General features: G+C 41.5%; 13 protein-coding genes. 11 read left to right on the top strand and 2 right to left on the bottom strand.

What is annotated here, in order from left to right:
• Positions 1–10: 10 nt before the first annotated feature.
• The 10 genes from VIM89_RS11740 to VIM89_RS11785 all read left to right on the top strand — a co-directional run bounded on the left by VIM89_RS11740 (position 11) and on the right by VIM89_RS11785 (position 6,389).
• On the top strand, positions 11–151 hold the full coding sequence (locus VIM89_RS11740) for a hypothetical protein (protein ID WP_488156341.1): 141 nt from the start codon (positions 11–13) through the stop codon (positions 149–151).
• 60 nt (positions 152–211) lie between these two features.
• Positions 212–670 (top strand): FKBP-type peptidyl-prolyl cis-trans isomerase, encoded by a 459-nt coding sequence (locus VIM89_RS11745; RefSeq protein WP_488156342.1) that lies wholly within the window; start codon positions 212–214, stop codon positions 668–670.
• Positions 671–736: 66 nt separating this feature from the next.
• Positions 737–1,441: an ankyrin repeat domain-containing protein gene (locus VIM89_RS11750; protein ID WP_488156343.1), complete on the top strand. Its 705-nt coding sequence runs from the start codon at positions 737–739 to the stop codon at positions 1,439–1,441.
• A gap of 88 nt (positions 1,442–1,529) precedes the next feature.
• Positions 1,530–2,834 (top strand): amidohydrolase, encoded by a 1,305-nt coding sequence (locus VIM89_RS11755; RefSeq protein ID WP_488156344.1) that lies wholly within the window; start codon positions 1,530–1,532, stop codon positions 2,832–2,834.
• 28 nt (positions 2,835–2,862) lie between these two features.
• On the top strand, positions 2,863–3,381 hold the full coding sequence (locus tag VIM89_RS11760; protein WP_488156345.1) for a nuclear transport factor 2 family protein: 519 nt from the start codon (positions 2,863–2,865) through the stop codon (positions 3,379–3,381).
• Positions 3,382–3,449: 68 nt separating this feature from the next.
• The gene (locus VIM89_RS11765) at positions 3,450–3,674 is read left to right on the top strand and encodes a hypothetical protein (RefSeq protein WP_488156346.1); all 225 of its coding nucleotides are present in this window, start codon (positions 3,450–3,452) and stop codon (positions 3,672–3,674) included.
• A 644-nt stretch (positions 3,675–4,318) separates the two neighbouring features.
• A complete protein-coding gene (locus VIM89_RS11770; RefSeq protein ID WP_488156347.1) occupies positions 4,319–4,909 on the top strand; it encodes a hypothetical protein in 591 nt (196 codons plus the stop codon).
• 4 nt (positions 4,910–4,913) lie between these two features.
• Positions 4,914–5,228: a low molecular weight protein tyrosine phosphatase family protein gene (locus VIM89_RS11775; protein WP_488156348.1), complete on the top strand. Its 315-nt coding sequence runs from the start codon at positions 4,914–4,916 to the stop codon at positions 5,226–5,228.
• A gap of 462 nt (positions 5,229–5,690) precedes the next feature.
• A complete protein-coding gene (locus VIM89_RS11780; RefSeq protein ID WP_488156349.1) occupies positions 5,691–6,005 on the top strand; it encodes a hypothetical protein in 315 nt (104 codons plus the stop codon).
• Positions 6,006–6,389 carry a hypothetical protein gene (locus VIM89_RS11785; RefSeq protein WP_488156350.1) on the top strand — a complete coding sequence of 128 codons (384 nt, stop codon included), beginning with the start codon at positions 6,006–6,008 and terminating at the stop codon, positions 6,387–6,389. It abuts the gene before it with no gap.
• A 165-nt stretch (positions 6,390–6,554) separates the two neighbouring features.
• Here the strand turns inward: VIM89_RS11785 and VIM89_RS11790 are convergent, their stop codons facing one another.
• On the bottom strand, positions 6,555–8,087 hold the full coding sequence (locus VIM89_RS11790; protein WP_488156351.1) for a serine hydrolase: 1,533 nt from the start codon (positions 8,085–8,087) through the stop codon (positions 6,555–6,557).
• Between the two features lie 100 nt (positions 8,088–8,187).
• Between VIM89_RS11790 and VIM89_RS11795 the strand changes: the two genes are divergently transcribed.
• On the top strand, positions 8,188–10,383 hold the full coding sequence (locus VIM89_RS11795; RefSeq protein WP_488156352.1) for a S9 family peptidase: 2,196 nt from the start codon (positions 8,188–8,190) through the stop codon (positions 10,381–10,383).
• 172 nt (positions 10,384–10,555) lie between these two features.
• On the opposite strand, the gene VIM89_RS11800 is transcribed toward VIM89_RS11795, so the two are convergent.
• Complete coding sequence (locus VIM89_RS11800) at positions 10,556–10,981, bottom strand: single-stranded DNA-binding protein (protein WP_488156353.1); 426 nt, start codon at positions 10,979–10,981, stop codon at positions 10,556–10,558.
• Positions 10,982–11,151: the final 170 nt, after the last annotated feature.

The following is an 11,151-nucleotide window of genomic DNA, read 5'->3' on the forward strand; positions in this document are numbered from 1 at the left end:
AGTGTGGAAGATGGCAACTAATAATAAACCCATTAATCAGAAAGATATTGAAGATTTCGCCATGGCTAAGGCTATAATGGAAGGTGAAACTGGTGAAATAGTTGATACGTCGGAGTTTTTGAAATCAATAGAAGAATCAGTAAAGAGCTGAAAAATCTATTCACGCATAATTTTCTCCGAAAAAGTAAGTTATCAATCAAAAACATTACGAATGAAGAAATATTTACTACTGCTTGCGGTATTTGTTGCCGCATTCTCGTCCTGCTCAAAAGATAGCTATGATCCTACTAAGCAGGCTGCCAAAGATGATGCTGCCATTCAATCTTATATTGCAGCAAACAACATCACTGCTACCAAAGATGCCTCTGGAGTTTATTACCAGGTGATTACGCCCGGAACGGGTGCTTATCCTACAGCCAGTTCGCTGGTCACTGTAAACTACACAGGTAAATTGCTAAATGGTACAGTATTCGATTCCGGATCTATTCAAAGCACTGCTCTAAATACGCTGATACAAGGCTGGCAAAAGGGCCTGCCCCATATTAATACTGGCGGGCGTATATTGTTGCTGATACCGTCTGCACTGGGTTATGGGAATTCGGCGCAAGGAAGTATTCCCGCCAACTCGGTATTGGTATTTACTATTGACCTGACGGGCTTCAGCAATTAAATTCCAAAATCCTTTATTAAGTAAAATAAAACCACTACCTTACTTTTACTTTTAAGGCCAAACCTTATGCGAAGAATTTTATTCTTATTTGTCCTCTTTTCAGTTTCCTGTAAGGCTTTCTCTCAGGATATATTTGATGCAATAACCACTAAAAACTATGAACAATTAGAAGGTTTTGCGCAATCTAAGACCGGTATTAATGACATTAAAAATAATGTTACTCCGCTAATCAAAGCAGTTAGCCTGAATGATTTTAAGGCAGTAAAGATATTAATAGAAAATGGTGCCGATGTCACACTTACCGGAAAGGCTCACTGGACGCCTTTAATGGTTGCCTGTCAGCAATCGGATTTTGAAATGACCAAATACCTTATTGAAAAAGGTAGTGATATTAATGCTAAAGACGAGCATAATTGGAATCCACTAATTATAGCATCCAGAAACGGGAAAACCGAGGCAGTGAGATTACTTGTTGAAAAAGTCCCTACAGTTAATTGTGTTGCGCTCGATAATTCTTCGCCATTGATTATCGCTGCTTATAAAGGGCATTTTGAGATTGTAAAAATTTTACTCGAAAAAGGTGCAGACCCTAATATTGTTGATCGTGATAGTGAAACCGCATTATTCCTGGCCGCCAAATATGGCAGAACTGAGATCGTAAAATTATTGATCCAGCATAAGGCGGATAAGGGCTTTGTAAATAAAGATGGGATCAGCATATGCAATGCTGCAAAAAACAATGGATACAGCAACATATGTGATTTGTTGTGAAGCGTCCTTTTATTTAATTTGTAACGAACAAAAGACGATTGATTTAATCGTCTTTTATTGTTTATATTGGTAAAACTTTTTTACTGCGATGAAGAAATTTTACCTGTTTTTGCTTTCGCTAGCTTCGGTTCAGGCGTTTGCCCAATCGCCCGACCTGAAAAAAATTGCGGCTGAAAAAGCCGACTCCCTCTTTAACCAGATAGTAACCTGGCGCCGAGATTTTCATGAACATCCCGAATTAGGTAATCACGAAACGCGCACTTCGGGTATTATCGCGGCATATCTGAAATCATTGGGTTTAGAAGTAAAAACAGGTATTGCCACAACAGGCGTGGTAGGAATACTGAAAGGCAGCAAACCCGGTCCTGTAGTTGCCCTTCGCGCCGATATGGACGCCTTACCGGTTACCGAACGTACCCCCGTTCCATTCGCCTCAAAAGTTACGTCAACTTATAATGGTCAGCCGGTAGGTGTGATGCATGCCTGCGGGCACGATTCGCACATGGCTATGCTGATGGCCGCCGCCAAAATACTCACTTCCATGAAAAGCGAACTGCATGGTACAGTGAAGTTCATTTTCCAGCCTGCTGAGGAAGGCGTTCAGGCAGGTGAAACAGGAGGCGGTGAAGAAATGGTGAAAGAGGGTGTGCTTGAGAACCCTAAGGTAGATGTTATATTCGGTTTACATATATTCTCTTATATCCCGGTCGGAACGCTCAGGTATCATTCCGGAGGCGTGATGGCCAGTGTGAATGATATGAAAATAACAATCAAAGGTAAATCGGCACATGGTGCTTATCCATGGTTTAGTGTCGATCCTATTGTTACTTCAGCGCAGATCATCACCGACCTGCAAACCATCGTGAGCCGCAATATAAATGTTACTGAAAACCCTGCCGTTGTGACCATCGGCGCAATAAACGGCGGCACCAGGCACAATATCATCCCCGAAAAGGTAGAAATGGTGGGCACACTTCGTGCCTTGAGTAATAGCGATGAACAGTTGCTGATCACAAGGGTAAAGCAGATCGTCACTAAAATTGCCGAAGCAAACGGAGCAGAAGCCGACGTAAAGATCCCTTATAGTGTGCATTATCCGGTTACTTACAACAATCCTGAGCTAACAGCAAAAATGCTTCCTACTTTACAGGAAACTGCGGGAGCATCGAACACTATAGCCGGTCCGGCTGTTACAGGTGGTGAGGATTTTAGCTTTTACCAGGAGAAAGTACCCGGACTTTTTGTGTTCCTGGGCGGTATGCCAAAAGGTGCCGATCCGAAGACAGTCGCGCCAAACCATACGCCCGATTTTTATATTGATGAGAGCGCTTTTCCGCTTGGGGTTAAAACCCTCTGTAACTTAACTTTAGATTATATGGCTTCAAAACAGTAAAATTGATACCTTTGCCAATCAACCCACTATGAACAAGCAATTTTTTACTTTTTTCATATCCTGCCTGGTATCAGTACTGATGTTGCAAACTGCACAGGGCGCTATTATACCGCACATTCATACCAAAGCAACTGCCGATTCCGCATCGAACCGGAATGAGGTGATAAAGATCATCAATACGGTGATCAATGCGTCCAGTTCCTTTGATGTAAATGCTGTTAACGAACTTTATACTCCAAATGCTGTGGTTGCTGATGAAGAACCACCATTTTCGTGGAATGGTCCTACAGCCGGCGTGCAATGGATCAGCACCGTGGAGAAAACCTGCAAGGACTTAAAGATGAAAAACTTCCACGCCAAAATTCGTGACATAAGTGTTTACCTGCAAACCGAAGAAAGTATATATGTAGTAGTGCCGGTTGATTATACCGGGCAAATCAAAAATGACTATTTTGATGAGGAGGGTGCATTTACCTTCATTTTCCGTTTGGTAAATGGCCATTGGCTCATTAAAAGCCAGGTTTGGGTTGCCAGGAAGGGAATGTGAGTTTGAGTCTTGAGTTCTGAGTAGTAAGTCAGCTCATGCAATAGTTTTTTGAACCTTATCAATTTTATATGAGAAAACTTATCATCCTGGCGTTTTTAACATTTCTTTTCAATCGTGCTATTTCGCAGGAAATTAATTTGAATAGAATTGCTGACAGTATTGAATCAGAAGGAAAGACGCTTTATCGTTCTGAGTTCGCATCCTGGTATGTACCGATGTTTTTAATGCTAATTGCAAAGTTCAACTACAAAAGGCCGGAGGTTACCTTTCATATGACACCGAATCCGGAATAAATAACATATTCTTCTCAAAAGGCGCAGTGCCGGTAGTTTTAGCCACAATTTCATTCAGCGAAGACCTTAACCCTAACAATTACAAGTTAGATACTCTCGTAAGGCAATTGTCTGGTAAGGAAAATGAACTCTATACAATAAGACAGAAGGCCTTAGCAGATATAAATAAGGATACTTTGTTTAAACTATATAAGAACACGAGTTTAAACCTGATTCCTATAGTAACAAACAATGCTAAACGGGTATATGTAATAACCGGTCCCCAGATAAATGGAGTAGTGCTTTTTGGCAACGATTATTTATTTGAATTCGATTCGGATAATAACATAAGCGACACGAGAAAATTACATAAAGGGCTTATATCAGTTAATAGCGAGAAGGACACAGCTAAGACTGTTCTGGCTTCAATGCACTCCATTTACCCGAATACAGTCAGTTTATTACAGCTACAGATGTGTGCACGACGATGTTGTATGAAAAATTCACGACATGGAACCAGAGTATAGTTGTGTCAAAAGATTATGTCTCTATTTGGGATTGCAAAAAGAATAAGTTGCTGATATTAACAGCTAAAGCCTGGGAAAAGATGAACCCGGCTAAAAATGCGTTAGAAAACTCGCACTAAGGAACGATAAATTTCTTATATGAAAGCTAATCCGGCGTTTGTAGTGCTTTGCGTCTTCCTTTTCGCTTGTCATGGCCCCCAAAAGCAGCAGGCCGACTCCAATAAAATGGCATCTGCACTTAAATCTGATTCGACGAATAAGGAATATCTTGACAGGGATAGCGTTAAGTTTAATGGTGAAATATCTATGATAAACAGTTTTAAGGCTACTACTATTAAGCTTGGAAAGCCTGACAGCATAATTACCCCAGATTCTAGTAATGTAAGCCAGAGCTATAAAGAGGGTGAATTCAAATATTGTCATTTCAAAGGTGTACTGTTTGAAAAATATCAGGATAGTCTTGTGTTCAGAAGTATCGACCTTCCGAAATCACCTGAATGGTATCTTTCTTATAAACGAAGCAAGTTTAATAGTAACACAACTATCGAGGATTTTAAGAAGCTTTTCCCAAATTCAGTTGAGAATAATGAGCTTCACGGCACTAGTATGGATAAAAACCAATGGATAAGAATAGCGGCTTCATCAGATTTATCCGATGCAGCATGGGTATTTTTATTTGACAGGAATAGTGGCAAGCTAAAAAGTATTGAATATTGGATTGATGATTGATAATATGCCTAATCTCCTTTTCATTTGCAGTAAAAATCAATGGCGCAGCCCAACTGCGGAGCTATTGTTTAAACATCATCCTATTCATAAAGCCCGCTCAGCCGGGACAAACAACAATGCCCGTATACGTGTTAATCAGAAGATGATCGACTGGGCCGATGTGCTGTTTGTAATGGAGCGTAAGCATCGTGATATTATCAGAGAACGTTTTAACATTTCAGATCAGCCGGTTATTGTACTGGAAATCCCTGACGATTTCCAATTTGGAGATACTGAATTAATAGAGATTTTGAAGGTTAGCTTAGCTGATTACCTGTAAATAAACCTCTGTAAATTTGATAATCTCCGTTCTTTTTTCGTTAAATTTGAGTATAAACCGTCTATTATGAGTCTAGTTAGTGAAATAAAATGCCCTCACTGTGGGGCATGGAGTCCGTCGACTGGAATGGTTGACGCCAGGTGTGTAAAATGTAATTCATATCTCGAACCAGAGCGCAATGCGCATTACGAGGATGTAAAGTTTGCAGAAGCCCATAGGCAAGGTTATTATTTAACGATAAGTGAAAATGATGAACAGCTCACGCAGATATACAAGATTTTTGTAAACGCCGTGCGCTGGAGTGCATATTACTCGGTAATGCTGTTTTTCATATTTGTTGCAGCTATAATTTTCATTATCGGTCTGATCGCTCTATAATTCTCCGATCTCAAAAACATACGCCCGGTTTTCTGCAGCTTTAGCTTAGCGGACGGTATTTTTGTTGCTTAGTTATTGAATCAAATGAGCCAGGTTTGCGAAATCAAATGCCCTCATTGCGGCCAATGGACGCTTTGGAAAGGCGACGTAGATGACAGGTGCCTCTATTGCGACTCCTTCCTGGAACCACAGCGTTTTTCGCGCGAAATAGAAAAGAAGATCGTTACCCAGGTAAAAAAGGAGAACGACTACTTTGCCCTGAAGCCTACAGATAGCAAATTCAAGCGCGAGGTTAAGCTTTTCTTTAATTCATTCCGTTGGCTGGTTTATTATTTCCAGATCGCGTTTTTTATTTTCATCACCACTTTGCTGGTATTACTCAGCTTTATGGCCGCCTGAATGAAGACATTACTCAACAAATGGTTTATTGCCGGGTGTTTGATATGGCTTGTTGTAACCATAATGCGACGAAGCGGGCATCCTTTGCCCGTATTAAACGGATATATCGACGATTTGCTGGCTATTCCGGTAATAGCTAACCTGGGTTTATGGTTTCAACGGGTATTTGTGATCCGGAATCATTATTATGTGTTATCGCCCTGGCATGTTGTATTTATTGTTGTATATGTTTCAGTATTATTTGAGCTCATACTTCCTTATTATTCAAAAACTTATACAGGAGATTGGCTGGACGTGATCTTGTACTTTGCCGGAGGTTTATTTTTTTACAAAATAATAAACAGCCCCATTAGCCCTGAAAAGCGGCAAATTATTCATAACTAATTTATTATTAGTTAGAAATGAAAAAAATATTTGTGTTCGCACACGCAAGGGCTTGAAAAACAAATATTTTTTTTCGTACCTTTGTTGCTACAAAGTAACATCATTGTTACAATGTGATAAGGTTTAGGTAAAAGTCCCCAATCAGCGAGTGAGAGGGGGCTTTTTTTATTCCACCTTTTTAAAGTCATATGGGTCGTATTCCACAAAGTCGGCCACTTTTACGCGTACTCCGGTCACTTTACCATTAACCACAGTAAAAGGGAAGATCGCTTTACCTAATACCGGGTCAGAAAAAGTTACATAAAAACGGTTGCCGCCAAGTGGCTGCAAATGCGCATACATTTTTGGGTGATGTTCAAAGCGCATTTCCAAATCGTTGCCCATGCCTTGTGTAACGGTCATGCTGCCATACAATTCATTTACGTATTTACCGGTATACTGAGCGGCAGGCAAAGCAGGCAAACGGTTTAATGCTACGCTATCACGAAGTTTTTTATCCTCAGCGCTTTCTTTTTGCTGATTGGCTTTAAAACGGGTCAGGTATCTGTCATTATAATCCCTGAAAGGCTGCTTTAAATAAGCATCGATGATGTCCCATTTCATCGCCTCATAAAAGCTATTGACATCGGTATTGGTCAGAATGACAATGCCCAAATGTTCTTTAGGCACCAGCGTGACGGATGATACATAACCATTTACACCACCTGTGTGAGATACGATTTGCCGGTTGTCATAAGTTTGCAGAAACCAGCCTAGTCCGTATAATTCATAGCTCATTTCTCCGCTCGCGTAAGTTACGCTGCCCACATAGTCCTGTGGTTGCCGTGTCACCTCAATGGCCGATGCCGGAATCACCTGTCTTTGGCCCACCTTACCATCATTAAGCTGGGCAAGCACCCATTTGCTCATATCATTAACCGATGAACTGATGGAGCCGCATGGAGCCATGCCATCTATCTGGCAATAAGGTATCGCAGTAAGCTGTCCGTTCACAAAAGTATGAGGAACAGAACGGTTTAACGACTTGGTAATGTCTGCGCTTAATGCAAGGGTATTCATCATACCTAGCGGTGCGAATATATTTTCTCTTAAATAAATTTCCCACGGCTTGCCCGTAACTTTTGGTATGATCTGCCCTGCGGTTAAAAATGCAGAGTTGGTGTATCCCCATTTGGTACGGAACGGATAGGCAGCTTTAACCAGGCTCATTTTCTGGATCACCTGTTCGCGGGTCAGATCCGTATTGTAAAAAGTGAAATCGCCCTGGAAGGTACGGAAGCCTATCCGGTGGCAAAGCAGGTCGCGGATAATGGCTTCTTCGCCGGCAAATTTGTTCTCCAGTTTAAACTCAGGCAGGTATTTGGTCACCTTATCATCTAATGAAAGCTTTCCTTGAGTTTGAAGCATAGCCAATGCAGTTGCTGTAAAAGCTTTGGTATTGCTGCCGATCATGAACAGGGTATTTTCATCTACTTTATTGTTCAGGCCTAATTCCTTAATGCCATAACCCTTCATCAAAACAATCTTGTTATCCTTAACAATGCAAACGGCTGCTCCTGGTATGCGCCAGTTGGTAAGTGCCCGGTTGATGTAGTTGTCCAGGCTGTCAGAAATAAACTTGCTGCGGTCAATCTTTTGCGCCTGGGCGACAGACGTAACGATTATGAGACCTGTTAGTAGCAGATAGAACTTTTTCATAAGGAATTATTAATTTGCGGGGCAATCTTCGTGCTAAAATAACGCAAAAGTTAACGATTGAGTGCAAATTCTCAAATTACTGAACACTAAAATTGATTAAATGAAAACCAGGTTTTACTACTCGGGGTTTGCTGTCCTGACCATTTTTTTATTGCTTTCCTTCCAGGGAAAAGTAAATGCGCAGCGCAGGGGAACCATTTGGGCCAAAGACGGCTACCAATATTACAAAGTCAACGCAGGCGGTATCGATGAACTTGATGCCCGCGACGCCAGCAAAAAAACAGTTATTGTAACTAAGGAAATGCTTACGCCGCAAGGTAAGTCTCCATTGACAATAAGCGGTTTTTCTTTCTCTGAGGATGGTAATAAAGTATTGATCTTTACCAATACCAAGCGTGTATGGCGTTACAATACCCGTGGCGATTACTGGGTGTATGATATAGCAGCCAAAAGTCTGAAACAACTGGGTCATGGCAAACCTGAATCATCCCTGATGTTTGCAAAAATTTCTCCTGATGGCACAAAAGCAGCTTATGTAAGCGGTCATAACATTTATGTAGAGGACCTGGCCAGCGGTGATATCAAACCGATGACTACTGATGGCACTACCAGGCTGATCAACGGTACTTTCGACTGGGCTTATGAAGAAGAATTTGATTGCCGCGACGGTTTCCGCTGGTCGCCGGATAGTAAGCTGATCGCTTACTGGCAGATCGATGCGCGCAAGATCAAGAATTACCTGATGCTGAACACCACGGATTCTATCTATCCATTCACCATCCCGGTTGAATACCCTGTTGCCGGTGAGGACCCAAGCTCATGCAAGATAGGTGTGGTGAACATTGGCGATGCAAAAACAACATGGATTGATGTTCCGGGAGATAATGTGCAGCACTACATCCCGCGTATGGAGTGGACAACCAACTCAAACGAGGTCATTTTAGAGCAATTGAACCGCGCACAAAACGAGAGCAAAATATTTGTGGGTAACGTGTTTAACGGTACTACTCACGTAATTCATACCGAAACTGATAAAGCCTGGATTGACGGCAAAGCCCGTTGGAACGAAGGCAACCCTGTTGGATGGGACTGGCTGAAAAATGGCAAAGAATTTATCTGGGTGAGTGAAAAAGATGGATGGCGCCATATTTACCGCATATCGGAAGACGGCAAAGAAACGCTGATCACAAAAGGCAATTATGATATGATCAGGCTGAATTGCATTGACGAGGAACATGGCTATGTTTACTTTACTGCATCACCTGACAATGCTACCCAGAAATACCTTTTCCGCGTGAAGCTGAATGGATCAAGCAAAAAGCCTGAGCGTTTAACACCTAATGATCTGCCGGGCACGCATAGTTATGATATTTCACCAAGTGCAAAGATCGCTATACATAATTTCTCGAACAGCTATACCCAACCGCAAAGTGAAACCATTACGCTGCCAGATAACAAACACATCAGCGGCGCTACTTTGGCGGTAAACAAAGAAGCCAAGAACAAACCTGAGTTCTTTAAAGTAAAAACTGCTGACGGAATTGAGATGGATGGATGGATGGTAAAACCAACCAACTTTGATCCGAATAAAAAATACCCTGTTGTATTTACTGTTTATGCTGAACCTGCGGGTCAAACGGTAACTGATAGTTATGGCACCGGTCATAACGGTTTATACATAGGCAATATGGCTGATGACGGTTATATCTACATGTCGGTTGAAGGACGCGGTGCACCTGCACCAAAAGGCGCGGCATGGCGCAAAGCTATTTACAAAAATATCGGTATCATCAACATCCGCGACCAGGCAATGGCGGCAAAAGAGATCCTGAAATGGCCTTTTGTTGATTCAACCCGCATTGCGGTACATGGCTGGAGCGGCGGTGGTTCAACAACCCTTAACCTGCTGTTCCAATATCCTGATATTTATAAAACCGGTATTGCTGTAGCAGCTGTGGGATGGCAATTATCCTACGATAACATCTACCAGGAGCGCTACATGGGCGTACCGACTGATGAAGCAGGCAGAGAGCCATTCATCAAAGGATCGCCGGTTACTTACGCTAAAAACCTGCGTGGTAATTTATTGTATATCCACGGTACAGGCGATGATAATGTGCATTACCGTAACGCTGAGTTACTGATCAACGAACTGATCAAATACAACAGGCAGTTTCAGTTAATGTCGTATCCAAACCGCTCTCACGGGATATTTGAAGGCGAGGGCACTAGTTTACACTTGCGTACGTTGTTTACAAAATATCTGAAAGAGCATTGTCCGCCGGGAGGAAGATAATTTAGTGAATAGTGAATAGTGAATGGTGAATAGTGAATGTTGTTCAGATAATCTCATCAATTATTGACCACTCACTATTCACCATTGACACTCAGTGTTCGATATTATAGAAACGACAAAAGCCTCTGATAACTATCAAGAGGCTTTGTTTTTTATAAGTCTTAGGTTTGGTTTAAAAGGGAAGATCGTCAGGAGCGCCGTCGCCGTTAAAGGTATTAGCACCCGGGGCGCTTTTGCCTTGTTGACGAGACCCGTTATCCTCAAAGTCGCTTTTGCGGCCAAGCATGGTAAAATTTTCAGCCACTATTTCGGTAGTATATTTTTTTATACCTTCTTTATCTTCAAAAGACCTGGTTCTTAACTTTCCTTCGATGTAGACCAGTTTGCCTTTTTGCAAAAATTTGCCGGCCACATCGGCCAAACCACGCCACATTACAATGTTGTGCCATTCAGTTTGTTCCATCTTCTGACCATCCTTATTAAATGTTTCTGAAGTTGCCAAAGGGAAGCTTGTTACAGATACGCCCCCTTCAAGATAGCGCATTTCGGGATCCTTGCCTAAGTGGCCGATCAAAATTACTTTGTTAATACCAGACATAGTTTAAACTAAACAGAAATTTTATTTACAAATTAAATAATTTATTTATAAATATAAAAATGATTTTTGGCATAGCAATATTTTTTAAATTATTTACGTCTATGTAAAACCATTTTTGTTCTAATATAATTGGCTTATTGCTGATATGGATAAATTGAGCATGTAAGTGC

The organism is Mucilaginibacter sp., assembly GCF_036568825.1.
GTDB lineage: Bacteria > Bacteroidota > Bacteroidia > Sphingobacteriales > Sphingobacteriaceae > Mucilaginibacter.

Excerpts from the sequence above, each read along its gene's own strand:
- VIM89_RS11740 (WP_488156341.1), top strand. The coding sequence starts at position 11 with ATGGCAACTAATAATAAACCCATTAATCAGAAAGATATTGAAGATTTC.
- VIM89_RS11745 (WP_488156342.1), top strand. The coding sequence starts at position 212 with ATGAAGAAATATTTACTACTGCTTGCGGTATTTGTTGCCGCATTCTCG.
- VIM89_RS11750 (WP_488156343.1), top strand. The coding sequence starts at position 737 with ATGCGAAGAATTTTATTCTTATTTGTCCTCTTTTCAGTTTCCTGTAAG.
- VIM89_RS11755 (WP_488156344.1), top strand. The coding sequence starts at position 1,530 with ATGAAGAAATTTTACCTGTTTTTGCTTTCGCTAGCTTCGGTTCAGGCG.
- VIM89_RS11760 (WP_488156345.1), top strand. The coding sequence starts at position 2,863 with ATGAACAAGCAATTTTTTACTTTTTTCATATCCTGCCTGGTATCAGTA.
- VIM89_RS11765 (WP_488156346.1), top strand. The coding sequence starts at position 3,450 with ATGAGAAAACTTATCATCCTGGCGTTTTTAACATTTCTTTTCAATCGT.
- VIM89_RS11770 (WP_488156347.1), top strand. The coding sequence starts at position 4,319 with ATGAAAGCTAATCCGGCGTTTGTAGTGCTTTGCGTCTTCCTTTTCGCT.
- VIM89_RS11775 (WP_488156348.1), top strand. The coding sequence starts at position 4,914 with ATGCCTAATCTCCTTTTCATTTGCAGTAAAAATCAATGGCGCAGCCCA.
- VIM89_RS11780 (WP_488156349.1), top strand. The coding sequence starts at position 5,691 with ATGAGCCAGGTTTGCGAAATCAAATGCCCTCATTGCGGCCAATGGACG.
- VIM89_RS11785 (WP_488156350.1), top strand. The coding sequence starts at position 6,006 with ATGAAGACATTACTCAACAAATGGTTTATTGCCGGGTGTTTGATATGG.
- VIM89_RS11790 (WP_488156351.1), bottom strand. The coding sequence starts at position 8,087 with ATGAAAAAGTTCTATCTGCTACTAACAGGTCTCATAATCGTTACGTCT.
- VIM89_RS11795 (WP_488156352.1), top strand. The coding sequence starts at position 8,188 with ATGAAAACCAGGTTTTACTACTCGGGGTTTGCTGTCCTGACCATTTTT.
- VIM89_RS11800 (WP_488156353.1), bottom strand. The coding sequence starts at position 10,981 with ATGTCTGGTATTAACAAAGTAATTTTGATCGGCCACTTAGGCAAGGAT.